This window comes from uncultured Tenacibaculum sp., from assembly GCF_947495995.1.
Classification (GTDB): Bacteria; Bacteroidota; Bacteroidia; order Flavobacteriales; family Flavobacteriaceae; genus Polaribacter.
The window spans coordinates 162,353-188,890 of the sequence record NZ_CANMAX010000005.1; the positions used below are offsets into that span (position 1 = coordinate 162,353).

Below are 26,538 nucleotides of genomic sequence, written 5' to 3' on the forward strand. Positions count from 1 at the left end.
TACAAATTAATAGGATAAAACTATTTTTCTTTAAGGATTTAAGTCTCATATTTCTATTCGTCTTTCCAGTTTAATCTATCCATTTGACTATACTGCCATGGAGCACCATTGTTCTCAATATTAGTCATCATCATATTTAATTCTTGAGGAGCCGCAGATTCTTCCATCACTAAATATCTTCTCATATCCATAATGATTGATAATGGATCGATATTCACTGGACATTCTTGTACACAAGCATTACAACTTGTACAAGCCCAAAGTTCTTCTCTTGTAATGTAATCATCTAATAATTGTTTACCATCTGGTTTAAACTCACCATTATTAGCATCAATATTTTTTCCTACTTCCTCTAAACGATCACGAGTATCCATCATAATCTTACGAGGTGATAATTTCTTTCCTGTTAAGTTTGCAGGACAAGACGATGTACAACGACCACACTCTGTACATGTGTATGCATTCATTAGTTGCACCCAGTTTAAATCTGCTACATCAGATGCACCGAATTTCTCTGGTACTTCTTCCTCTACTCCATCTTCTGGCATTGCATATGGATCTGCACTTGGATCCATCATCATTTTTACTTCATTAGTTACAGACTCTAAGTTTGTAAACTCTCCCTTAGGCTTTAAGTTCGCAAAGAATGTATTTGGGAAAGCTAATAAAATATGTAAGTGCTTAGAATAATATAAGTAGTTTAAGAAAATTAAAATACCTACAATATGTAACCACCAAGCTGTTTTTTCAATTGTATGTAATGCTTCGTGAGAGTAATCATGAAATAAAGGTGCAATGAATTGAGAAATCACATTACCAGCTCCAGCTTCTTGAAAAGGAATATCTGTAGCATTCATTACTAAGAATAATGTCATTAATACTATTTCGAAGTATAAAATAATGTTACCATCATTCTTTGGCCATCCTTCCATTTCTGCACTCCAGAAACGTTTAATTCTTTCGATATTTCTTCTGAACCAGAATATAATAACAGCTACTAAAACTAGTACTGCTAAAATTTCAAAAGTTCCTATTAAGAAACCATAAATACCATTTCCTAATACTGGTTGAAATACACGATGTGTTCCGAATAAACCATCGATAACGATTTCGAGCATCTCTATATTAATAAGAATAAAACCAATATAAACTACAATATGTAAGATTCCCGATAAAGGTCGGCGAACCATTTTATATTGTCCTAAGGCTATTTTAGCCATGTTTTTCCAACGTTCAGGTTTCCTGTCTGTTCTATCTATGTCCTTACCTAATTTGATATTTCGAATTAACTTTCGAACGTTCATCACAAAATACCCTATACCTGCGATTAAAATAAATGCAAAAAAAATGTTTGGTACGTATTTCTCCATTTCCTTATTTGTTAGTTATTGATGTTTCCAATTATCTTCTTGAGAACTATTAGGCGATAATCCTAAAATATCTCCTTTAGTAGTGACTCCTAAACCTAAAACAGTTCTGTTTGCATAGTTAAAGTAACTTACTACTTGATTTATTTCTAGAATTTCTGCATCAGAAATTCCATTCTCTTTAAGTTTATTTACGTCTTCTTGTTTGAGTTTTGACGGATTTAAAGTTAGCTTTTCAGCATACTTTAATCCTTCTGAATAAGCTTTTGATACTATTTCGAAAGAATTATTTCTTAATTCTTCTTTAATTTTAGTTGCTTTATCATCGTCGTTTAATAATCGTTTTAATCCTTCAAAATGATGATCTACACAATATTGACAATGATTTAACATACTTACGTAAACTCCTATCGTTTCTAAATACCATTTTGGCAACGTATTGTCACTATGGTGTAATACTTTTTTGTAAATAGCCATATGACCTTCCATAGTGTTGGGTCTTAAACTATGGATTAGCATGATATTATCTACATTATTATTTGGACCTGTTACGCGTTCGTAAAGTTTTTTAAGTTTCCCTTGAGCTTTTTCAAAAGGAATAATATCAATCCAACTCATTTATCATTTATCGTTACTTACGTTTTTGTTGTTATTCTCTTCATTATATGGTTTTGGTTTTTTACCAAATAGTGAAAAGTGAACAAAACGTTTAGGGTTTAATTTCATTTCCCTTAGCAACTCTTCCATTTCTTTTGTTGCATTAGCTAAATTCGTGTACAATTTATCATCAGACACTAACTTACCTAAAGTACCTTTTCCTTCTTTAATTCCTACCAATAATCCGTTTGCATTATCGATAGTAGCTTCTAACTTCTTAATTGTTTTTCCTAATTCAGCTTTCGCTAAATCTTCGGTTATCTTAGAAACGTCTTCTGTAATTTTCTTTGTGTTATCAAGCGTAACATCAATTTTGGATTTATTATCCTCAAGAAGTTTATTGATAGATCGCATTGTTTTGTTAAGGTTGTATACTGTTCCTTCAAAACCTAAAATACTTCTATTTAAACTTTGTCTTGCTTTTTGATTTAACGTTTGATTAAACCCTACAACTAAAGAATCTACATGTACAAGAACATTTGCTAATTTATCTTGAATTGGATTGAATTTTTCACCTACAGATGAAAATAAATCCGATTTTACTTCTCCTGGTAGATAATCTCCCGAAACTGCTTTATCTCCACTGTAACTTGGAACTATAGCTAAGTTTTGCCCTCCCATTAATCCGGCAGGATAAATTTTAGCAATACTGTTTTTAGAAAATTCGAAATTATTTTGAAGTGAAAATTTCACTAAAAGTGTTCCTTTCTTTTCAGGACTAGGATTAAAAGTGATTTGATCAACTTTCCCTACTTGCAATCCGTTTATAGTTACAATACTAGCTTCACTTAATCCGTTTATATTTGCATACTCTACGAAAAAATGACGTGCGTTTGGACTAAAAACATCTTGTCTTTTTAAAAAATTGTATCCCCAAATTCCTACTCCAATGATTAATAAGGATACGATACCTGTTTTAAGTTCTTTTGACATAAGCAAAAATTACTACCGACGAAATTACTAATTATTTTTGGTAGAAAAGAATAGATTTTTTCTAAATTACTGTTTTCTTAATGCTTCTCGTATAGAAATCTTTTTACCATTTTCAAAAGCAACTACAAAACTATCTTTATGTCCTGCTTTTCTTGCTATTGAAAGATTTCGTTTTACTTCCTTAAAACTAGGTGTGCTTCCGAAGTAATATTTGTAGTATTCATCTATTACTAAAACCTCAACATTTTCCAATCCTCTAAAATTGAAATTATCGTCTGTTAAGTATTCTCTAGATGCTGCGATTTGAACCTTAAACTCAACATAAGCTGGCATTGTTTCTTTAGGTTTTTCTTCAACAGGCTTTTTTTCTTCTTTTACCACTTTAGGTTTTGGTGTAGTTTTAACTACAGTTTTCTCCACTTTTGGTGTTTCTACTTTCTTTTTCTCTGGATTAACCTTAGGTGGAACTTGTTTTTTTTCTGTTTTCGCTACAACTACCGGAACTTTAGTTGCTGCTTTAGAATTATCCTTTATTGGATTTTTTACTCTTTCGAAAGTTTTTTTACGCTCTACGGTATTTGTTATTTTCGGAGGTGTATTCTTTTCTTTTATTTTAACTTGAACTACAGATACAGATTTTTGATCTTCTCCCACTGTATTCAATTTAATTTGACTAATATATTTCCCTATTGCTTTAGAAATCGAATTAGCCATACGTGTTTGTCCTACACTTGAATTTAAAAACTTCCCTTCTGCTTTATTAGTTAAGAAACCTAATTCAATAAGTACACTAGGCATTACTGTTTCACGTAATACTAAGAAGTTATTTTGTTTTACACTTCTATCGTATCGTTTAGCATTAGAAAAGTTACTCTGAACCATTTGGGCAAAAGCTAAACTTTCATCTAAATTTTCTTCTTGTTGAATTGATAAGTTAATAACTGCCTCTGGAGAATCTGGATTGTAATCGTAATTACTTTTATAGTTGTCCTCTAATTTAATTACGGCATTTTCTCGTTTTGCTATTTCTAAGTTTCTTCTATTCCCACTAAGCCCTAATACAAAAGTTCCTGCACCAAATGCTTTCGCACTCTTGTAAGAATCACAGTGAATAGATACGAATAAATCTGCTTTATTATCATTTGCAATCTTTGCTCTATTATGTAATTCTACAAAGACATCTTTATCTCTTGTATAGATAACATTAATATCTTTATTGCTTTTCTTTAAAGCTTTACCTACTAATAAAACTACTTTAAGTGCAATTTTAGATTCTTTATATCCGTTACCTAAATTACCAGGATCTTTTCCTCCATGGCCAGCATCTAAGACCACTGTGTATTTTTTCTGTGCTTTTAAAGGAATAGTAACTCCTACAAAAAGAAGTAAAAACACTAGTAACGAAACATTAATTTGATATTTGGTGAATTTTAAGAATTGCATCAATAAAATTTAACTATTTTTGGCTTCTGTTATTTGGCGCTTCAAAGATTGAGCCATACTTTTATTAAATACAAAAATAGCATTTATCGAATTGAAAGCAAATTCACTGTACATACTTTTAATTTTATCATTTTTTTGTTTTAAAATAAGTTTCGCTCAAGAAATAGAAAAAGATAATATTCCAGATCAACCTGTTGTTAAAAAAGATTCTGCAAAAGCCTTGGTTAAAAAACCATTAGGCAAACTTAAAACAGACAGTATACCAAAAGTAAAGACTGATTCTATTGGTAAAGATTCCATTGTTAAACCTAAAGAAGTAATTGATTACATTATTACTCACGATGCTGAAGATTATACCATTCAGAACGCAAAAGAAAAAACAGTTACTTTATATAATAACGCACGATTAATTTACGGCGACATTGATTTAAAAGCTGGTAAAATAATAATCAACTATAAAAAGAATACGGTTTACGCTACTGGTATAAAAGATAGTACAGGTTACGTTCAACGTCCTATTTTTAAACAAGGCGGACAAGAATCTGAACAAGATTCAATCTTATTCAATTTTAAAACTAAGAAGGCTTTAGTATATGGTGTAAAAACTGTACAAGGAGAAATTATTACTTATGGTGAAAAAACTAAAAAGGTTAATGACTCTACTATATATATGAGTAAACTTCGTTTTACTACTTCTAAAAAAGATAAACCAGACTATCATATTGCAACTAATAGAGCCAAATTAGTTCCTGGTAAAAAAATTATTGTAGGAGGAAGTAACTTAGTTATTGCAGATGTACCTACTCCATTATATTTACCATTTGCTTATTTTCCATTAACTGAAAAAAGATCATCTGGATTTATTATTCCTTCTTGGGGAGAAAATAATCAGCAAGGTTTCTTCTTACAAAATGGAGGTTATTATTTTGCTATTAATGATTATTTTGATCTAGATCTTACTGGAGATTTATATTCCAATGGAAGTTGGGCTGTAAATGCTCGATCCAACTATAATTTACGTTATAAGTTTTCTGGTGGAGTTAGTGTTCGTTTTCAAAACCTAACGACTAGTATTCGAGGTTTTAGTGATTTCTCTAAATCATCAAACTTTAATATTACTTGGAATCATCAACAAGATCCTAAATCGAGTCCGAACTCAAATTTAAGAGCTCGAGTAAATGTAAGTAGTAGTAGCCAGTTCTTTAGACAATCTTTAAATCAAATAGATCAAAATCAAACGTTACGAAACTCGTTTGATTCCTCTATTAGTTATTACAAAAAGTTTGTAGGTACGCCATTCAATATGAATGTTACCTTAACACATAGTCAGAACTCAAATAACAATATTGTAAATCTTACACTACCAAGTTTACAGGTAAACATGGATCGTATTTATCCGTTTGCTGCTAATGGAGTAAAGAAAAACGCACTACAGAAAATTGGAGTAAACTATACTTTACAAGGTAGATACAGCATTAGTACGGAAGAAGAAAATTTCTTTACTTCTAAAATGTTTGAAGATGCTAAAGCTGGAGTTCAACATGAAATAAGAGCAAATACAAATATTAAAGCGTTCAAATATTTTACTTTATCGCCTAATTTCAACTATACAGATGTTTGGAATTTTGCTACTATAAAAAAGAGATTTGATCCAACTCTTGGACAGGCTGTTAATGATACTATTAATGGTTTCAAGAGATTCAACAGATATAATTTTGGTGTTGGTTTAACTACTAATATTTATGGTGATTTTAAATTCAAGGGAAAAATAAAAGCAATTCGTCATACGGTTAGACCAAGTGTTTCTTGGAGTTACGCGCCTAATTTTGCTGCTCCTTTCCAAGAACGAGTTCGTGATCGTTCTGGAATTATTACCTATACTCCTTTTGATGATGGTATTGGAATTTTTGGTGCTCCAAGTAGTGGTGTTTCTAACTTATTAACATTTGCTTTAAATAACGTTATTGAGGCCAAAGTGAAACCTGGTGAAGATGATGATTCCGAAGAAGATAAAAAAATAACCATTCTTAATAATTTAAACTTTAGCTCCTCCTATAATATGGCTGCTGATAGTTTACGTTGGAGTAATGTTGCATTTTCTGCAGGAACTCAATTATTTAAAAATAAAATGTCTGTAAACTTGTCTGGTAGTTTAGATCCTTATCAGGTAACTTCACAAGGTGTACGCATTAATAAATTTAATCCTTCACTATTTAGGTTAAGTAATGCTACGTTAACTGCAAATTATAGTTTCTCAAGTAACGACTTTAGTAAAGACAAGAAAAAAGATAAAAACCAAAATAATAATCCGAATAATCCACCAGATGTATTTGGAATTAACGACAATCAAGCCATTAATGGTTTTGCCAATCAACAACCTTCCGGTCCAGGAGAAGTAAAAGAGAAAACAGCAGATTTATATCGCGCTAAAATACCTTGGAATTTAAGTTTTGTATATTCTGCAAACTATTCTAATAACGGATTTAATAATGCTGGTATACAAAATCATACTGTAGGTTTTAACGGAAGTGTTGATTTAACACCTAAATGGAAAGTAAACTTTAGATCTTCTTACGATATTAAAAATGGAGCTTTCTCGTTTACCACGCTTAACTTCTCTAGAGATTTAGATAGTTGGCGATTTAATTTCAACTGGGTTCCTTTTGGAAACTTTACTTCGTATAACTTCTTTATTGGAGTAAAATCGTCTATGTTAAGCGATTTAAAATGGGATAAACGTCAACCGCCAGATAGAAGATTATTTTAATACAACAACAATCAACTTTATTTCGATGAAAAAAATAATAAACACTAAAAACGCTCCTGCTCCGATAGGACCATACAATCAAGCTGTATTAACAGGAAATACGTTATATACTTCTGGACAAATAGCTATTAATCCAGAAACTGGTGAATTAGTTTTAGACGATATCAAAACTGAAACTAAGCAAGTATTAGAAAACATGAAAGCTGTGTTAACTGAAGCTGGAATGACATTTGAAAATGTTGTAAAAACATCTATTTTTATTTCAGATATGAATAATTTCTCTGCAATTAATGAAGTTTATGCAACTTATTTTAATGAAGAAACTGCTCCTGCAAGAGAAACTGTAGAAGTAGCTAACTTACCTAAATTCGTTAATGTAGAAATTAGTATGATTGCTATTAAAGAGTAATCTTACTATCAAAACACTATAAAACTATTTTTTAGCGTCCTGTAAACACATCATTTACAGGATTTTTTATTTTTTTTATTCAATTATGTTAACTTTTAATATTTAGTTTGCACTAATGTTTAGGAACATAATAAATAACATAAAATGAAAACATCACTATTATTTAAACTACTAATCGTACCTGTGTTAATTTTCTCGTGTTCAAACAACACTGATATGGAAACTATTGAAGATGAAACATTAGCAGTAAAAGAGGGCAAAAAGACGCTGCTAAAACGAGGAGAAGAAGAACCAAATGTAGAAAACACATATTATGAAGAAGATTTATACATTTTCTATTTAGAAAATACTTTAACTCGCCAGTACGAAAAAAAAGAAGAGTTATTACTTAAAATTGAAGAAGGTGAAGAAGATTTAATTGAGAAATTAGAATTGCTTCAAAAAAGTATTAAAGAAAATGAGAAAGCGCTGAAGTTTTTCAGAATTCGTCCAAGAGTACCAAGTTTACCTCCTCCACCTTTACCTTGTCCTAAAAAAATAACAAGTTGTAGATTACCTTTAAATAGTTACAACTTTATCTTATTAAATAAGGATATAAAAGAGTTTTCTATTCAAATTAAAACTGAAGAAGGAGAAATTATCAGTGAGAACAAAGAATTATTTCCTGCTGAAAATTTTGAAGGACTACCAGCTATTCAGCTAGATAAAAAAGATTTTTCAGGTAAAGTTGTATTAAGTATTACTAAATTTTCACCAATACATGAAAGAATGATTTCTTATGAAATTAACGCTATCATAGATTAATAAATTACTTTATTCTTTAAATAATTAGTAGTTTAGCTACATACCAAATTGGATTATGAGAGCTAAACTACTTTTTTTATTCCTCCTACTCTATTCTTTTTCTGAAGCACAAAACGATTCTATAAACACCATCAAATTCGAAAAGTATACGAACCAAGCTTATCAGCATATGTATACAAATCAAGATAGTGCGTATTATTATTTCAATAAAGCTTTAGAGTTAAGTGAAGAACAAAATTGGTACTACAATAAAGCCAGTATTTTATCTTACATTATTTATGTAAGTGACTATCATTATAATTTACCAGTACTAAAAAGTAATTTGAATAGTCTGGAAACATTATTAGTAAAAAAGAAAGATTCTATAAGAACTGAAGATTATGATGAATTATTACCTCTATTCCTATTAAATAAAGGAAATTATTATTTCAAACTAGAAGATTACAAACGAGCTAAGCCACTTTTTTTAAAACTTTATAACACTTTAAAGTCTAAAACTGATTCTAAAGAAAATATCACAAATTTAAATAGTGTTTATTCTTTTCTGACTAATATTTACACAAGTGAAGGAAAATATAATTCTGCAATTAATTTTCATGACAAAGCTGTTTTGATTCAAAACAATTATTTTAATTATTTTGATGATATTGAATCAAATAGAATGCTTTTTAAAAGCTATATGGCTAAAATTTATAACTCCCAAAAACAATATAAAAAAGGAATTAAATTATTAGAAGAAATCGTTACTTTTTACAAGCAAAGGAATTATAAGAACTCACTTATAACGTCATATCAAGCTTTAATTAATGCTTATATCCTATCAAAAAATACAGAAAAAGCTTTACAGTTATTATCGAGTTCAGAAAAAATATACAGAGAAAACGATCCTTTCTATAAAATACTTTTAGAATTGTATGGCGATGTTTACACTCAAAAAGCTTCGTATACAGATGCTTTAACGTATTACACGAAATCTTTAAACCTTTATAAAACATATCGTAATAATGAAAAACATCTAGATATCGCTTTAATCAATCAGAAAATTGCAGATACGTATTACAGAAATAAACAATATGAAAAAGCACTAGAAACTATAAATGAAGCATTATATAATCTTACCTTTTTTGATGAGAAAAATGCCAGTAAACTATCAGTTGACAAAATACTTACCAACGATCAAACTATAAATATTCTTCATTTAAAGTCGAAAATATTGACTCGTTTATTTGAAAAATCTAATGAAAATAAATATTTAAAAGAAGCTTTAGAAACAAGCTTATTTACTACTGAAGTTTTAGATAACATTAAACCTACTTTAGAGAATAAAAACGATAAACAATTCTTGATAAATAATGTATATCCTATTTTTGAAACTGCATTAAACGAATGTTTCTTATTATACAACTCTACTCAAGATTCGCAATATTTAGAGAAAGCATTTTTTATTCTAGAAAAAAGTAAATCGACACAGTTACTTGAAGTTGTTAATTTAACTAAAGCAGTTAACTTTAATAATATTCCACAAGAACTTATTGATAAAGAACAACAATTATTAGCAGCCATTTCTAATATTGAAACTGATATTTACGTTTCTAAAACCTCTACTGAAAAACAACAACAATTAATTACAGCGAGAGAGAAATACAATACTTTTATTGATTCTGTAAAAATTAAACAACCTAAATATCATAACTTAAAATATAATTATAATGTTTCTTCTTTATCAACCATAAAGAAGACGATAACTAATAACGATGGGCGACTTTCGTTTTTTTACGGTAAAGATTACATCTATCAATTTATAATCACATCTGACAAAGTTGAGTTATTACGCTTTAAAAACGATACGAATTTTCAAGATGAATTACTAGCTTTCTATGAAACGGTATCGAATTTTAAAAGTAAATATGATAATCAAAAAGCAAATGCACTTTTCACAAGATTAATTCCGGAAAGTTTGAGAAGTAAAACTGATCTTATTATTCTACCAGATGGTTTCCTTTATTACATTCCGTTTGAAGCCTTATCTACCTCTTCTTCAGAAACAAATTATGTGGTTAATTCCACTGCAATAAGCTATGGAAATTCCTTTACTTTATTGGAAGAAATAAACAATATAGAAAGTTCGAAAAACATTAAAAATAAAATTCTAGCAGTTGCGCCAGAATTCTATAATACAAAAAGTACGGAAGTGAGAGCAGATTTTAGTCCACTAATTTTTAATAAAAAGGAAGTTAAAAACATTGCTTCGTATTTTGACACAGATACTATTATTGGAAAAAACGCAATTCTTGAAAACATTCAAGATAAATTAACGAATTACCAAGTACTTCATTTTGCTACTCATGCTTCTGCTAACGATGAATATCCAGACTTTTCATATTTGGCTTTTACGCCAACAGAAAATCAAAGTAACTTATGGTATATTAAAGATATTTACAACACCAAATTAAATGCCGATTTAGTTGCACTTAGTGCGTGTCAAACTGGAATTGGAAAGGTAGAAAACGGAGAAGGAAGCATTAGTTTAGCGAGAGCTTTTTCTTACGCTGGTGCAAAATCACTTGTTAAAAGTTTATGGAAAGTTAACGATAGATCTTCTTCTGAAATTATGAGTCTTTTTTACGGCAAACTTAATAAAGGAACCAACAAAAAGAAAGCTTTGCAAAGTGCTAAAAAAGAATATTTAGAACAAAGTGTTACTGAGCTTCAACATCCTTTTTTCTGGGCTGGTTTCATATTAAATGGAAATACCAAACCTGTAACTAATTCATATAATTATATCTGGCTTCTTTTTATTGGAATTCCTTTAGGATTTGTATTTGTTTTCAGGAAAAAACTATTCAATTTTTTCAAGTAAAATTTTAGATTCTTTTTTCTTAAAATCACCCGTAGAATTTATCACCTCAAGTAAATATTTTTTTGCTCTTTCTTTTTTACCTAATTGTAGATTTGATAAAGCTAAATACCAGTTTGCTTGAGTTCTATATTTTGTTCCTTGAGTCAAATAAAATTGTAAAATTTCACTTCCCTCCTGCTGTTTATTTTGACTTAATAATGAAATTCCTTTGTAGAATAACAATTCTATATTTTTTGATTCTTCATAAGCTTTGTTAAGTAATTTTTCAGCTTTTGAAAAATCGCCCATTTCATATGCTATAAAAGCATTTCGCTTAATATTATGTAATGTTTCACTTCTAGTGATTGGATATTCTACATTACTGTAAGGAGCAAAATAAGCTGCATATAATTCTTCGTTAGAATTACCATCTGAATTAAAAAAATATACGGTTCCCAAAAAAGATAACATTAATGAAATCGAAGCTGCGACCAACCATTTTTTCGAAAGAACAAACCTGTTTTTAATGGTATAGTTTTGTTCTAACTCTTGGAGAAACAGTTTCAAACTTTTTCTTTCTGCTAATTGAATAGCAATCTGTACATCTTTTTGAAAAGAAAATTCTTTTGCAAAACTCATATCACTTTTTAAAAGTTCATGAAGCGTAATTTTTTCTTCTGAAGATAAATTATTTTGAAAATACTTGTCAATTAAGGAGGACTTGTTCATTTAATATTGATTTTAATTACATGTTTAATATTTATCTTTCTAATTCTTTATCTCATACAACCTTTAATGTTTACATATTAAAAAAGTAAACATTATGTAATCTTTTTTTATTTACATGTTAACCTTTTAAAAGATTCTCCATCAAGTTATAAACATATAATGTTATCATCATTTCTGTAAAAGCGAAATCTTGTTGCTAAAAATGCGCTATCTAATAAAACTTCTAGAAGTTATATAGTAGAAAAGTTGTTTTCCTTTATGTTTTTATTTCTACTAGCCCTACTTAATGTCTTAAGTAGGGTTTTATTTTTCTATAGAAATACAAGGGTTAGAAACTTTTTTTAAAAAAAATCATTAAAAATGTTAACCTCTAAAATTTCACAACATTAATGAGTGTAAAACAACAAATAATAAAAAATGAAAAAATTAACATTCACTCTTTTATTCATAGTTCTTTCAATTACTATGTACTCACAAACTAAAGTTGGACTTCAAGCTGCTTACGGAACAAATTCAGAATTTGGTATCGGTGCTAAAGCTTCATTTAGAATTACCGACAAATTTTTTGCATCTCCTTCTTTTAACTATTATTTCGGAGAAAGTGTGCAAGGAGCAAGTTCATCTATTATTGGAATCAATGCTGATGCGCATTATATTTTTCCTGGAAAGAACGGATTGTCTTTTTATCCGTTAGGAGGTTTAAACTTCACAAGATCTAGCGTATCTGCATTAGGATTTAGCGCTTCAACAACAGAAATCGGATTTAATGTTGGTGGTGGATTAAACTATGATTTATCATCTTCTTTAACAGGAGTTTTCGAAGCCAAATACATATTAAGTGCATTCGATCAAGCTGTATTTAGTATTGGTGTTCTATATAATTTATAATCAAAAAAAATAGTAAAAACATAAAAAGTAAAACAATGAAAAATTTAAAAAACTTATTAATCGTATTCGGGCTAATTATTTTAACAGCTTGTAGCGACAGCAATGAAGAAAATGTTATTGATAACATAGATAGAGATTTATCTGAAGTTAATGACGATTTAGTAGAACGATTAAATGATGTCGTATTACCTGCAAACCTTACAAGTAATTCAAATTTAGGAGCTCAACAAACAACTGCTATATTTAGTACTTTTCAAGCATTAGGAACTTCTTTTACTACGTTATTTAATATTCCTGCAAATGCTAGTTCTAGACAAGCAAATGTATCTTCAAGAAATAGTAATACACTTAACTCACAAACCTACACTTGGTCTGATGGAGTTACTACAGTAAATTATACGATTTCTGAATTAATAGATCGTTTCACTTTTGTTTATGATGTGACTGGACCAGAGTTCACTGGTAAATTTATGGACGGATATAATTTAAAAGATGGAAGCTATGCTGAATTCAATATTTATGATACTGAAAATGGTGGAGTTGCTTTAAACTTCAAGCTAACAGTAACATCTACTTCTGTTACTTGTGAATTTACTGATAACGATGGAAACAGATCTATATTAGTTTCTAACAGCGATGGTTCTGGTAACCTTGAAATCTATGAAAATAACACATTAACAATAAGATCTACTTGGAATGCTAACGGAAGCGGAACATTAACTGATTTTTCTTCTGGAGAAACATTCACTTGGTAGAACATTATTTTTTTTCATATCATTTATTTTAATTTAATGAAGACTCATTTTTAATCATCTAAATGAGTCTTTTCCTTAAACTTGAATAATTTTTAAGTATCCTCATATAATAGACCCTAATAAAAAAAGCACCTTAATAAAGGTGCTTTTTTAGTTCATTTCAATTATTTAAATAACTTATAGTGACGCAGCATACGTTAATAAGTCTACAATTTTAGTTGCATACCCATATTCATTATCGTACCAAGAAATCACTTTAAAGAAATTCTCGTTTAATTCGATACTTGCTCCAGCATCGATAATAGATGTTCTAATGTCAGATACGAAATCTTGAGAAACAACCTCATCTTCTGTATATCCAACGATATCTTTTAATTCTCCTTTAGAAGCTTCTTCTAACTTCGCTAAAATTTCTTTTAATGAAGTAGCCTCTTTAGTTCTAAAAGTTAAATCTACCAAAGAAACATCTGCGGTAGGAACACGTACAGCCATACCTGTTAATTTCCCTTCTAAAGCTGGAATTACTTTAGTTACTGCTACAGCAGCTCCAGTAGAAGTAGGAATCATGTTACGTAATACAGAACGACCTCTTCTCCATTTAGAATTTGGACCATCAACTGCATCTTGACCAGAAGTTGCAGAGTGAATTGTAGTCATTAATCCTTCTTCTAAACCAAAATTATCATGTACAACTTTAGCTAAAGGAGCTAAACAGTTTGTAGTACAAGAAGCATTAGAAATAATAGTTTCATCTGCAGTTAATGTGGTATGGTTTACTCCCATTACATACATATTAGCATCTTTAGAAGGAGCTGAAATAATTACTTTTTTAGCACCACCTTTAATATGTAAGCTTGCTTTTTCTTTAGTTAAGAAGAAACCTGTAGATTCGATAACATAATCTGCTCCAACTTCATCCCACTTTAAATTCTCAGGATTTCTGTCAGCTGTAATTCTAATTGTTTGTCCGTTTACAACTAAGTTACCATCTTTAACTTCAACAGTACCGTTAAAACGACCGTGAACAGAATCGTATCTTAATAAATAAGCTAAATATTCTACATCTAATAAATCATTTATCGCTACTACTTGAATATTGTCTCTTTGGATAGCAGAACGGAAAGCTAATCTTCCGATTCTACCAAATCCATTAATTCCTATTTTAATCATTTTTATTGTTTGTTTTTATTTGATTTATGTCGTCATGATATCCGACACTCTTAATAATTCTTTATCTATTGAGTTTTGTCCCTTTATTGCTTTTTCTAGATCAGTCGAAACAACTTCGTTATCCTTTAACCCTACCATTAAATTAGATTTTCCATCAATTAATAGTTCTACAGCACTTACTCCTAATCTTGAAGCTAATACTCTATCAAAACAACTAGGTGAACCACCTCTTTGCATATGTCCTAAAACAGAAACTCTAACTTCATATTCAGGCATATTGTCTTCAACGTAATCAGCAAGTTGATAAACATTCTTACCAGATTTATCACCTTCAGCAACCACTACTATACTAGAAGATTTACCTGATCTTCTACTTTTCTTTAATGATTCTAACATACGTTCTAAACCTAAGTCTTCTTCAGGAATTAGAATTTCTTCTGCTCCTGCTCCAACTCCAGCATTTAAAGCGATAAAACCTGCATCTCTTCCCATTACTTCCACAAAGAATAATCTATTATGAGAAGATGCTGTATCTCTAATTTTATCGATAGCTTCCATTGCTGTATTTAAAGCTGTATCGTAACCTAAAGTGTGAGATGTACCATAAATATCATTATCAATAGTACCTGGTATTCCAATTACTGGAAAATTATATTCACTATTAAAAACTACTCCTCCGGTGAAAGATCCATCTCCTCCAATAACTACTAAACCATCTACACCTTCTTCAATAAGGTTTTCATATGCTTTGGCTCTACCTTCTTTAGTCATAAACTCCTTTGAACGAGCTGACTTTAAAATAGTTCCTCCTTTATGAATAATATTGTTTACGCTACGCGCAGACATTGGAGTGAAATCTCCTTCAATCATACCTTGGTACCCTCTATATATTCCGATACATTCTGTACGATAATATGCTGCTGCCCTTACAACAGATCTAATTGCTGCATTCATTCCTGGAGAGTCTCCTCCAGAAGTCATAACTGCTATTTTTTTTACTTTTTGTCCCATAAATGTTGATACCAAAGTTACTTATATTTTGCTGTTTTCTGAGATAAAAATGCGAAATCGTTTTCGATTTTTCTAGTATTTTACAGCTTTTTAAAATAATTATTTACATTAGCATAAACTTAGTCAAATGAAGCTTACAATACTCGATTACTCCATAATTATAATTTTCTTTTTACTATCTCTTTACATAGGAATTAGAGCCTCTAAATCGGCTAAGAAAAGTAGTGCAGAATATTTTTTATCTGGTAGAAATATGCCTTGGTGGCTTTTAGGTATTTCTATGGTAGCTACAACTTTTGCTGCTGATACTCCCGGTTTAGTAACAGAATTAGTTCGTACTCATGGAGTTTCAGGAAACTGGGTTTGGTGGGCTTTATTGTTAACAGGAATGCTAACTGTGTTTTTTTATGCCAAGCTTTGGAGAAAATCAGGTATTACTACAGATTTAGAGTTTTACGAATTACGATATTCAGGTAAAGTTGCCGGTTTTTTAAGAGGTTTTAGAGCGATATATCTTGGTGTTATTTTTAATGTAATTACTATGGCTGGTGTATGTTTAGCTGGAGCAAAAATTGCTAATATTTTATTAGGATTATCGCAAGCTGAAACTTTATTATATTCCTCTATAATTATAGTTATTTATTCTTCACTTGGAGGATTAAAAGGTGTATTATTAACCGATTTTGTTCAATTTATTATTGCAATGATCGGTTCGATTTGGGCTACTATTTATATTGTCAACTTACCAGAAATTGGTGGTTTAGATCAATTATTACAACATACTGTTGTTAATGGAAAATTAGATCTTCTTCCAGATTTTTCTAATAAAGAAATGTTAATCACATTATTTATTATTCCTTTTGCTGTTCAATGGTGGAGTACTTGGTATCCTGGGGCAGAACCTGGTGGCGGCGGATATATTGCACAACGAATGTTAGCTGCTAAAGATGAGAAAAATGCCACTTGGGCAACTCTTTTCTTCAACTTTGCTCATTACGCCATTCGACCATGGCCATGGATTTTAGTTGGATTAGCTTCATTAGTTATCTTTCCAGATATTTTAAGTATTAATAATACTTTTCCAAACTTAACTAAAGAAATGCGAGGGGATGATGTTGCTTATGCTGCTATGATGACGTATTTACCTGCTGGTTTATTAGGGTTAGTACTTACTTCTTTAATTGCTGCTTTTATGAGTACAATTTCTACTCAGTTAAATTGGGGAAGTTCATACATTGTAAATGATTTTTACAGCCGTTTTATAAATAAAGATGCTTCTGAAAAACAAAAAGTTATTGTAGGAAGATTATCTACAGTAATCTTAATGTTAATGGCTGCTTTGTTCTCTTTTTATTTACAATCTGCAAAAGATGTTTTCGACTTACTATTACAAATTGGTGCAGGAACAGGGTTGTTATTTATATTAAGATGGTTCTGGTCTAGAATAAATCCATATAGCGAAATTGCTGCAATGGCTATTTCTTTTATTATTGCGATTTTCTTTTTTATAAATAGTAAAATGTCTGAACCTTTTATCGAAATTAAAGGATATTGGCAACTTATCATTGGTGTTTTTGTTACTACTTTAGGTTGGATTATAGTTACGCTAGCTACTAAACCTACAAACAAAGAAACTCTAGATTCATTTAATCAATTAATCTTTGAAGGAGATGATAAGTTTAAAAACATAGGAACTAAAATTGTAGCTTTCTTCTGTTCTGTTATTGGTATCTACGGATTCTTATTTGCCACTGGTAATTTTATCTACGGAAACCTAGGATACGGAGCGATTCTTACAGTAATTACGATTGTTTGTAGTATTGTAATACAACAATTATGGAAGAAAAAATTATTAGAATAAACTAAGAATGATTCAAAATAAAATTTTGAAATTCATCTTCATTGAAAATACTTGGAAATAAATCTTTGATTACTTTATGATGATTAAAGTTTATTTCCAATCCTTTTTTTAAGTGATTAAAAGCGTATTCTTCTTTATTATTAATTTTGAATAAACCGAATAAACGATATTCTATTTCAGCAAAGTCTTTATAAACTTTTTTGGCTTTTAATAAGATATTTAAAGCATCATCAAACTCACCTAAGAAAAGTAAAACATCAGCAATTGCAATATAAACTTCAATATCAATATCTCCTAGATTAATACACGTTTGAAAAGCTTTTACTGCTTCCTGATAAAAATTAAGTTTTATATTAATTTGCGCATACTTTCTCCAATACATCGGATTAGAGTCATCTATCTGCAGCGCTTTATTTACGTAATAAACTGCTTTATGATAATTACCTTGTTCAAAATAAGCATCTGTAAGCAATAACCATCCTCTATCTAACAAAGGATCTTCATACACAGCTTTTTTAAAATATTCTACTGCTGTTTGCTTATCTTTCAATTTATCGTAGCACTCTCCCACTCTTATATACGCATAAGCTGTAGGATCATCTAATTCTAAAGTTACTATGTAATTTTCAATTGCTTCTTGATAACGACCTAAGTTTTCTAAAGTTTTGGCTTTTTCAAGATAACCACCAATAAATGTTTCATCAATTAAAACAGCATACTCAAAAGCTTTTAAAGCTTTATCAAACATATTCAATTCGTAATATTGCTTTCCTAATTGATGCCAAGCAACTTCACTATACGGATTTTTATCAATGTAAACTTTCAAATAGTTTATAGACTCTTCAAAATTTTCTTCCATCTCAAAACAATAAATAATATTGTAAAGTGATGAGTAATCTTCAAAATCTACATCTATACATTTTGCAAAATTAAACCTTGCGTTTTCATAATCATCTAGGTATAAATACTCCATACCTAACATAGCCCAAACATCTACAGGATCTTCAACAAAATCTAAAGATTGTTTTAAAACTTCTATAGCCTCTTTATGCTTTTTATGTTTTGATAAAATTGTGGCTTTCTGTAAAAATACCTCGTCATTATGAGGTTCTATAGCTTCTATGTCTGCTAATAATTTTACAGCTTTTTCAATTTCGTTATCAAAAACTAAAATTTCAACGTTAAGTAATTTGAGATTTATTGATTCTGGATGCTGTTCTAATCCTAACTGAAGCGCCTTTTTCGCCAATGAATGCTTCCCAACATTCAAGTAATGCTCAATTATGTTTTCAAACTCCGAAGTATCGAAAAAGTATACCTCGTTGGTTTTTAACATAGATTCGAATTTTGACAAAGACATTTAGAATAAAATTAGATTTACTATAAAGCTAATACAAGAAGTTTTTTTTTTGACACGAAGAGATTTTAGTTTTCAACAAAATAATTAACAGGTTTTATGCGGGTAAATTCAATGTTTAAAATCATTATTACTACAAGTTCGCTTTCGTTTGATTTACCTAAAATATTTTTCTATATTTGGAATGATGTTGAAAAAAACAAAATAACTAATATTAAAAAATTATGAGCAAATTTGACGAAAAAGTAGAACTGTACACGAAATTTATGAATGAAAAAAACTTAAGTTTTGATGCAGATTTATTAACGGCTGTAACTAAAGGTTTAGGACCATCTATTTATAAAAGAGATGCAGAAACTGTTTCTGGTTCAGATCCAAAAGAATTAGAAACTGTAAAGAAAAACTTCTTAATCAAGAAATTAGGTTTAGAAGACGGTCCTAGTTTAGACGAAGCTATTGCTGAAGTAGTTGAACAAATCGGTAAATCTGAAAGAAACAAATATCGTGCTGTTGTTTACTATCTTTTAACTAAGAAATTTGGTAAAGAATCTGTATACGCAAAGTAAACTAGCGTTCTAGACATAAAAAATAAAACCTGTATTGTATTTTCAATACAGGTTTTTTTATTTTTGTTTTTACAAACAACCTAAAACTTATGTCACAATTTATTAGCGTCTTCGATATGCTAAAGATCGGTGTAGGACCATCGAGTTCGCATACACTTGGACCATGGAGAGCTGCTCAATTATGGATTAAAAGATTAAAAGAGCTTGATTGTTTTGATAATATACACCATGTAAAAGTAGATTTATACGGTTCTTTATCATTAACAGGTAAAGGCCATGCCACAGATTTAGCTGTATTATTGGGCTTAAGTGGAACTGACCCTGAATTTATTCCAATAGATTCTATAACATCTATTATAGATAAAATCAAAGAAGACAATATTCTTTTTTTAAACCTTGAAAAAGAAATCGATTTCGTAGAAAATAACATCGAATTTCATAGAGAATTTCTTCCTTTTCATGCCAACGGTTTAACTTTTAGAGCTTTTGATAAAAATGATAACGAAATTTCTACTGAGACATATTATTCTATTGGTGGTGGTTTTGTAATTCAAGAGAATGCTCAGAAAGAGGCAGCAACAAATACAGAAGTTTCTTTTCCTTATCCTATAAGTAAAGCCAAAGATTTAGATCAATATTGCAAGGAAAATAACAAATCTATCTCTGAAATAGTTTTTGCAAATGAAATTAAACTTCGTTCTGAACACGAAGTAAATGCGAAATTAGATTCTATTTGGGAAACTATGTTAGAATGTATGTACATTGGATGTCATACTGAGGGAATATTGCCTGGTGGGTTAAATGTAAAGCGAAGAGCTTTTTCTACTCACGAAAAACTGATTAAAGGAAGTCAATATAAAGACAAAGACGAATGGATTTCTGCTATAAGAAGTACTGAAGTTAAATTTAGAGAAATCTTGAAATGGGTAAGTTGTTTAGCTTTATCTGTAAATGAAGTAAATGCTTCTTTAGGTAGAGTTGTTACAGCTCCTACAAACGGTAGTGCTGGTGTGATACCTGCTGTTTTAATGTATTATATGGTTATTGAAAATCATGACGCTACATTAGAGCATGTTCGAAAATTCTTATTAACTGCTGGAGAAATTGGTAGTATTTTTAAGAAAAACGCTACAATTTCTGCTGCGATGGGTGGATGCCAAGCTGAAATCGGAGTTTCTTCTGCGATGGCTGCTGCGGCACTAACTGAATTATTAGGTGGTACTCCTGCTCAATGTTTAGAAGCTTCTGAAATAGCCATGGAACATCATTTAGGTTTAACTTGTGATCCTATTGGTGGATTGGTTCAAATACCTTGTATTGAAAGAAATGCAATGGGAGCCATTAAAGCAATTAATGCTGCTGAATTAGCCTTAGAAGGAAATCCTGAAGATGCCATTGTTCCTTTAGATAAAGTAATAGAAACTATGTGGGAAACCGCAAAAGACATGAATAAAAACTATAAAGAAACGTCAGAAGGTGGATTAGCAATTACTGTTGGCTTAGCTGACTGTTAATCTTAAAAAATGAAATACGTAAAAACAAAAAGCGATACTTTTAAAAGTATCGCTTTTTTAATATTCTATAGTGTATTTCTATTATCTAGTAAATACCAATTCGTTTTCTTTAGACAACTCTTCTGAAAATCCATAACCATCGATATCAAAAGCTTTTAATTGATCAACAGTTTCCACATCATTATCAATAATGTAACGTACCATTAATCCACGAGCTTTTTTAGCAAAAGTCATAATGGTTTTATATTGTCCATTCTTAAAATCTTTAAATACTGGAGTTATCATTGGAACTTTCAACACCTTTTTTGGAAGCGCTTTAAAATATTCAGTACTTGCCAAATTCACTAATAATTCACCATCTTCTAGTTCATCATTTAAAGAATCTGCTAAAGTAGTATCCCAAAACTTATATAAATTTTCTGTTCTTCCTACCTTTAATTTTGTTCCCATTTCTAATCGATATGGTTGAATTAAATCCAAAGGTTTTAGTAATCCATATAATCCTGATAATATTCTAAGTTTATCTTGTAACGCAGGAATCTTATCTTCTTTTAATGTCATTACATCAATTCCTCTATACACCTCTCCTGTAAAACTAAATACTGCTTGTTTTGCATTATTTAAATCAAACGGCATATTCCAACTTTGGTTTCTATCGTAATTAAGCGCACTTAAATCATCAGAAATTTTCATAAGCTCTGATAACTTCTTTCTTGATAAAGTTTTAAGCTTTTTATTTAATTTTTCTGACTGATCTAAAAACCTCGGAGTTGAATAATCTTCAGTAGTTGCTTTAGTCTCAAAATCCAAAGACTTTGCTGGAGAAATAATTATTTTCATCTTAAGTCTGTTTTTATAGTAAGTAAAAATACAACCCTAGATATAATTAAAAAAATTACTTCCAGTTTAAAATCCTATTGTAGAATAAGTTTTTTGAATACTAGATTTTAATTAAATAATAAACAATAATAACACCCACCAGAAAATTGGTATTCCTTCAATCCAAAATGAAGTATAATACTTCTGTTGTTTTATCGAAGCTCTTTGTAAACCAAACAATAACGTGAAGAATATAATCGCATAAACAAACTTAATACTTGGTGTTGGCGTGATTACAAATTCAATACAAACCGAAACTAATAATAGTATGAAACCAACTTTTTTAGTTCTTTCTACTCCGATAATTTGTGGTATGGTTTGTAAATATTTTTTATCATACTTCATATCTCTGATATCGAATGGTAATGTAAGCACTACGACAAAAAGAAATCTTTGAATGAAATGTAAAGTTTTAACTCCATTTGAAATATCGTGATTTATTAGAGGAATTAAAGAAGTAACTCCTGCCCAAACTAAAGCTATAATAAAAATCTTTATTGTTCCTATGCTTCTAAGATTTTTAGATAAACCTTTAAATACTGGTACTGCATAGAATAATGTTAATAGTGAAAATGGAACAAAATAATATAGAATTTCAAAATCTATCTTGGTTACATAAAACAGCATCAATAAAAAACATACTAGAGAAAACAACTGAATTAATCTCAAATTCTTAGTTAAACTCATGTGATGAAGTTTTGCTATCCCTGCATATTTCACAAAATTATACCCAGTAATAGTTCCATAAAAAATAAAGTAATTCAACTCTTCTTGATAAGGAAGATGAAAATAAAATTCTGTAATTCTTATAAAAGAATACACCGATAAGGCAACATGTAAACTTGAATTTATATAGAATTCAAATATCAATTTTAAATATTTCACTCTGTAAAAGTAATTATTTGTTTAGAACTATTATGGATAGTTGAAAACTTGTGTATTGAGATTTAAAAAATTTTCAATATTTAGTTATTTTTGCACATTAAAATTAACAACACAACAAAATGAATACAAATTTATTTCAATTACGACATATTGGACCTAGAGCACATGAAAAGGAAACTATGTTGAAAACAATTGGTGTAGATAGTATTGACCAACTAATTTACGAAACCATACCTGATGATATTCGTTTACAAAATAATTTAGATTTACCAGCAGCTTTAAGTGAATATGAATATTTACAGCATATTAACGAACTTGGTGCTAAAAATAAAATCTTTAAGAGTTATATCGGGTTAGGATATCACGAGGCAATTACTCCTAGTGTTATCCAAAGAAACATTTTAGAGAATCCAGGATGGTATACAGCTTATACTCCGTATCAAGCTGAAATCGCTCAAGGAAGATTAGAAGCTTTATTAAATTACCAAACTATGGTTTGTGATTTAACAGGAATGGAGTTAGCTAATGCTTCTTTATTAGATGAAGGAACAGCTGCTGCAGAAGCAATGGCTTTATTATTTGATGTTAGAGAACGTGCTAAAAAGAAAGCTGGTGCAAATAAGTTTTTTGTTTCTGAAGAAATACTTCCTCAAACATTATCTGTTCTTGAGACAAGAGCTATTCCAATTGGAATTGAACTAGTAATTGGAAATCATGAAAAATTTGATTTTGCTGATGAATTCTTCGGAGCAATATTACAATACCCAGGAAAACACGGTAGCTTAGTAGATTATTCTGAATTTGTAAGCAAAGCAAATGAAGCGAATATTAAAGTAGCTGTTGCTGCAGATATTTTATCTCTTGCTATTTTAAAAGCTCCAGGAGAATTTGGAGTTGATGTTGTAGTTGGTACTACACAAAGATTTGGAATTCCTTTAGGTTACGGTGGACCTCACGCTGGTTTCTTTGCTACTAAAGAAGCTTACAAACGTAGTATTCCTGGTAGAATTATCGGACTTACTAAAGATAAAGATGGCGGACCAGCATTACGTATGGCGCTACAAACTAGAGAACAGCACATTAAACGTGAAAGAGCAACTTCTAATATTTGTACTGCTCAGGTTTTATTAGCTGTTATGGCTGGTATGTATGCTGTTTATCACGGTAAAGAAGGAATCGAATATATTGCAAATAGAACACACAGTGCTACACAAACTTTAACTTCTGCGTTAAATCGTTTAGGTTTTAAGCAAAAGAATCAGTCGTATTTTGATACAATCGTTGTTGAAGTAGAAGCTGATCAGTTAAGAACTGTTGCTGAAAAAAATGAGGTAAACTTTAATTACATTGATAAAAACCATGTTTCTATTTCTTTAAATGAAACAGTAGGTTTAAAAGAAATCAATGCAATTGTTGATTGTTTCGAGCAAGCTTTCAATATTCAAGATATCACGATCACTGAATTTATCTCAGAAGATATTATTCCTGAAAATATTAAAAGAAATACTTCATTCTTAGACCACGAAGTATTTAACACGTATCATTCTGAAACAGACATGATGCGTTATATTAAAAAGTTAGAGCGTAAAGATCTAGCTTTAAACCACTCTATGATTTCTTTAGGTTCATGTACAATGAAGTTAAATGCAGCTTCTGAAATGTTACCTTTAAGTAATCCACAATGGGGGAATATTCACCCATTTGTTCCTTTAAATCAAGCTGAAGGATATCAAACTGTACTTAAAAACTTAGAACACCAATTAAATATTGTTACTGGTTTTGCTGCAACTTCTTTACAACCTAACTCTGGTGCGCAAGGAGAATTTGCAGGTTTAATGGTAATTAGAGCTTATCACCAAGCAAACGGAGATACGCATAGAAATATTTGTTTAATTCCATCTTCTGCTCACGGAACAAATCCTGCCTCTGCAGTAATGGCTGGAATGAAAGTTGTTGTTACAAAAACAGATGAAAAAGGTAATATTGATGTTAATGATTTAAGAGAGAAAGCTGAATTACACAAAGATAATTTAGCTGCTTTAATGGTTACTTATCCTTCTACTCACGGAGTATTTGAAAAAGCTATTAAAGAAATTACTCAAATTATTCACGATAACGGCGGACAAGTTTACATGGATGGTGCAAACATGAATGCTCAAGTAGGATTAACAAATCCTGCAACTATTGGAGCTGATGTTTGTCACTTAAATTTACATAAAACATTTGCGATTCCTCACGGTGGTGGTGGACCAGGAGTTGGGCCAATTTGTGTTGCTCCTCAGTTGGTTCCTTTCTTACCTACTAACCCAGTTATTACTACTGGTGGAGATAATCCTATTACTGCTATTTCAGCTGCTCCTTGGGGTTCTGCTTTAGCTTGTTTAATCTCTTATGGATATATCACAATGTTAGGTTCTGAAGGATTAACAGATTCTACTAAAATTGCAATCTTAAACGCAAACTATATGAAAGAGCGTTTACAAGATCATTTCCAAACTTTATATACAGGTGAAATGGGACGTGCAGCTCACGAAATGATTTTAGATTGTAGAGAATTTAAACAAAAAGGAATTGAAGTTGTAGATATTGCAAAACGATTAATGGACTATGGTTTCCATGCTCCTACAGTATCTTTCCCTGTTGCAGGTACAATAATGGTTGAACCTACAGAAAGTGAAAGTTTAGGCGAATTAGATCGTTTCTGTGATGCTTTAATTTCTATTCGTAAAGAAATAGAAGCAGCTTCAAAAGATGATCAAAATAATGTATTGAAAAATGCTCCACATACATTAGCTATGCTTACTAATGATAGCTGGGATTTTCCTTACACAAGAAAAGAAGCAGCTTTTCCTTTAGAATATATTGAAGACAATAAGTTTTGGCCTACTGTTAGACGAGTAGACGATGCTTATGGTGATAGAAATTTAATTTGTTCTTGTAATCCTATTGAGGATTATATGGAAGCAGAAGTATAACACTAAAAAAAGCCTTGCGAATTGCAAGGCTTTTTTTATTTATCTATGTATGAAATAATCAATAATGTGTCATCAACAGAGTTTATTATAGTATTAGAACCTACGGATAATAAAACTCCTTCATTTACATATTCTCCTACAACTTCAATAGTGCCTTTAACAACATATACTAAACTTTCTCTATTTAAAGTATAACTTTCTTTTCTAGATAAATTTGCAACATCTATTTGTGTAGAATTACCATCTTTTCTCCCATATACATTTACAACCTGATCTTTCTCTGCTTTATGAACTCTAAAACTAGCCTTATCCTCTACTCTTTCAGGAATTAACCATAATTGTAGCATTCTAGTTGTTTCTTTTCCTTTATTGATTTCATTATGCATGAAACCTTCTTTTCCTGATTTTTGAACCTGAAAATCTAACGACTCTAAACTTACACCATGCTCTAAAGAACCTTCATGATCTAATTGTCCATCTACTACAAAAGTTAATACATCTATATATTGATGCGGATGCAAACCTGTAGCTACTCCTTCTCCAAACCAACTATCTGCAAAATATACTAAATTGCCAATCCCTTCCCAAGTTCCATCTTTTACTCCAGATCTTGGTCCGTATTTAGAATTTACGATTAATCTTTTCTGAACGATTCCGTGAAAACCTCCTGTTTCTATAGAATTTCTATCTAGTTTTTCTATTATATTTTTCATTTGCTTGGATTCTAAC

At 30.3% G+C, this 26,538-nt stretch carries 21 protein-coding genes; 10 read left to right on the forward strand and 11 right to left on the reverse strand.

Annotated features, from left to right (window positions below):
- Window positions 1-53 precede the first annotated feature (53 nt).
- From Q1A15_RS14635 to Q1A15_RS14650, 4 genes are all read right to left on the reverse strand, one after another.
- Entirely contained in the window at window positions 54-1,370 is a 1,317-nt protein-coding gene (locus Q1A15_RS14635; protein WP_299625457.1) for a 4Fe-4S dicluster domain-containing protein, read from the reverse strand.
- A 15-nt stretch (window positions 1,371-1,385) separates the two neighbouring features.
- Window positions 1,386-1,985: a peroxidase-related enzyme gene (locus tag Q1A15_RS14640; RefSeq protein ID WP_299625460.1), complete on the reverse strand. Its 600-nt coding sequence runs from the start codon at window positions 1,983-1,985 to the stop codon at window positions 1,386-1,388.
- Between the two features lie 3 nt (window positions 1,986-1,988).
- Window positions 1,989-2,957 carry an MlaD family protein gene (locus Q1A15_RS14645; protein WP_299625463.1) on the reverse strand — a complete coding sequence of 323 codons (969 nt, stop codon included), beginning with the start codon at window positions 2,955-2,957 and terminating at the stop codon, window positions 1,989-1,991.
- A 66-nt stretch (window positions 2,958-3,023) separates the two neighbouring features.
- Window positions 3,024-4,400: an N-acetylmuramoyl-L-alanine amidase gene (locus Q1A15_RS14650; protein WP_299625466.1), complete on the reverse strand. Its 1,377-nt coding sequence runs from the start codon at window positions 4,398-4,400 to the stop codon at window positions 3,024-3,026.
- A 91-nt stretch (window positions 4,401-4,491) separates the two neighbouring features.
- Here Q1A15_RS14650 and Q1A15_RS14655 point away from each other — a divergent pair, with 91 nt between their 5' ends.
- The 4 genes from Q1A15_RS14655 (at window position 4,492) to Q1A15_RS14670 (ending at window position 11,240) form a co-directional block, all read left to right on the forward strand.
- Complete coding sequence (locus Q1A15_RS14655; RefSeq protein WP_299625469.1) at window positions 4,492-7,167, forward strand: putative LPS assembly protein LptD; 2,676 nt, start codon at window positions 4,492-4,494, stop codon at window positions 7,165-7,167.
- 25 nt (window positions 7,168-7,192) lie between these two features.
- A complete protein-coding gene (locus Q1A15_RS14660; protein ID WP_299625472.1) occupies window positions 7,193-7,576 on the forward strand; it encodes a RidA family protein in 384 nt (127 codons plus the stop codon).
- Window positions 7,577-7,720: 144 nt separating this feature from the next.
- Entirely contained in the window at window positions 7,721-8,380 is a 660-nt protein-coding gene (locus Q1A15_RS14665) for a hypothetical protein (RefSeq protein ID WP_299625475.1), read from the forward strand.
- A 55-nt stretch (window positions 8,381-8,435) separates the two neighbouring features.
- The gene (locus tag Q1A15_RS14670) at window positions 8,436-11,240 is read left to right on the forward strand and encodes a CHAT domain-containing protein (protein ID WP_299625478.1); all 2,805 of its coding nucleotides are present in this window, start codon (window positions 8,436-8,438) and stop codon (window positions 11,238-11,240) included.
- Here Q1A15_RS14670 and Q1A15_RS14675 read toward each other — a convergent pair.
- The gene (locus Q1A15_RS14675; RefSeq protein WP_299625481.1) at window positions 11,220-11,948 is read right to left on the reverse strand and encodes a hypothetical protein; all 729 of its coding nucleotides are present in this window, start codon (window positions 11,946-11,948) and stop codon (window positions 11,220-11,222) included. The two genes, Q1A15_RS14670 and Q1A15_RS14675, sit on opposite strands and share 21 nt — an antisense overlap.
- A 417-nt stretch (window positions 11,949-12,365) precedes the next feature.
- On the opposite strand from Q1A15_RS14675, the gene Q1A15_RS14680 reads away from it, so the two are divergent.
- On the forward strand, window positions 12,366-12,836 hold the full coding sequence (locus tag Q1A15_RS14680) for an outer membrane beta-barrel protein (RefSeq protein WP_299625484.1): 471 nt from the start codon (window positions 12,366-12,368) through the stop codon (window positions 12,834-12,836).
- A 35-nt stretch (window positions 12,837-12,871) separates the two neighbouring features.
- Complete coding sequence (locus tag Q1A15_RS14685; protein ID WP_299625487.1) at window positions 12,872-13,591, forward strand: hypothetical protein; 720 nt, start codon at window positions 12,872-12,874, stop codon at window positions 13,589-13,591.
- 177 nt (window positions 13,592-13,768) lie between these two features.
- Here the strand turns inward: Q1A15_RS14685 and gap are convergent, their stop codons facing one another.
- On the reverse strand, window positions 13,769-14,761 hold the full coding sequence (gap, locus tag Q1A15_RS14690) for a type I glyceraldehyde-3-phosphate dehydrogenase (protein ID WP_299625490.1): 993 nt from the start codon (window positions 14,759-14,761) through the stop codon (window positions 13,769-13,771).
- A 24-nt stretch (window positions 14,762-14,785) separates the two neighbouring features.
- Window positions 14,786-15,772 carry a 6-phosphofructokinase gene (gene pfkA, locus Q1A15_RS14695; protein WP_299625493.1) on the reverse strand — a complete coding sequence of 329 codons (987 nt, stop codon included), beginning with the start codon at window positions 15,770-15,772 and terminating at the stop codon, window positions 14,786-14,788.
- Window positions 15,773-15,899: 127 nt separating this feature from the next.
- Here pfkA and Q1A15_RS14700 point away from each other — a divergent pair, with 127 nt between their 5' ends.
- Complete coding sequence (locus Q1A15_RS14700; protein ID WP_299625496.1) at window positions 15,900-17,633, forward strand: sodium:solute symporter family protein; 1,734 nt, start codon at window positions 15,900-15,902, stop codon at window positions 17,631-17,633.
- Window position 17,634: 1 nt separating this feature from the next.
- Here Q1A15_RS14700 and Q1A15_RS14705 read toward each other — a convergent pair whose 3' ends face one another.
- Entirely contained in the window at window positions 17,635-18,969 is a 1,335-nt protein-coding gene (locus tag Q1A15_RS14705) for a tetratricopeptide repeat protein (RefSeq protein WP_299625499.1), read from the reverse strand.
- 245 nt (window positions 18,970-19,214) lie between these two features.
- Between Q1A15_RS14705 and Q1A15_RS14710 the strand changes: the two genes are divergently transcribed.
- Together Q1A15_RS14710 and Q1A15_RS14715 are read left to right on the forward strand one after the other, a co-directional pair.
- On the forward strand, window positions 19,215-19,556 hold the full coding sequence (locus tag Q1A15_RS14710) for a DUF2853 family protein (RefSeq protein ID WP_299625502.1): 342 nt from the start codon (window positions 19,215-19,217) through the stop codon (window positions 19,554-19,556).
- Between the two features lie 89 nt (window positions 19,557-19,645).
- A complete protein-coding gene (locus Q1A15_RS14715; RefSeq protein WP_299625505.1) occupies window positions 19,646-21,070 on the forward strand; it encodes an L-serine ammonia-lyase in 1,425 nt (474 codons plus the stop codon).
- A gap of 81 nt (window positions 21,071-21,151) precedes the next feature.
- Here Q1A15_RS14715 and yaaA read toward each other — a convergent pair whose 3' ends face one another.
- Both yaaA and Q1A15_RS14725 read right to left on the reverse strand, forming a co-directional pair.
- Window positions 21,152-21,910, reverse strand: a complete 759-nt coding sequence (gene yaaA, locus Q1A15_RS14720) for a peroxide stress protein YaaA (RefSeq protein ID WP_299625508.1) — start codon at window positions 21,908-21,910, stop codon at window positions 21,152-21,154.
- Between the two features lie 111 nt (window positions 21,911-22,021).
- On the reverse strand, window positions 22,022-22,819 hold the full coding sequence (locus Q1A15_RS14725) for a hypothetical protein (RefSeq protein WP_299625511.1): 798 nt from the start codon (window positions 22,817-22,819) through the stop codon (window positions 22,022-22,024).
- Between the two features lie 134 nt (window positions 22,820-22,953).
- Here Q1A15_RS14725 and gcvP point away from each other — a divergent pair, with 134 nt between their 5' ends.
- Window positions 22,954-25,809: an aminomethyl-transferring glycine dehydrogenase gene (gene gcvP, locus Q1A15_RS14730; RefSeq protein ID WP_299625514.1), complete on the forward strand. Its 2,856-nt coding sequence runs from the start codon at window positions 22,954-22,956 to the stop codon at window positions 25,807-25,809.
- A gap of 35 nt (window positions 25,810-25,844) precedes the next feature.
- Here the strand turns inward: gcvP and Q1A15_RS14735 are convergent, their stop codons facing one another.
- A complete protein-coding gene (locus Q1A15_RS14735) occupies window positions 25,845-26,522 on the reverse strand; it encodes a pirin family protein (RefSeq protein ID WP_299625517.1) in 678 nt (225 codons plus the stop codon).
- Between the last annotated feature and the right edge of the window lie 16 nt (window positions 26,523-26,538).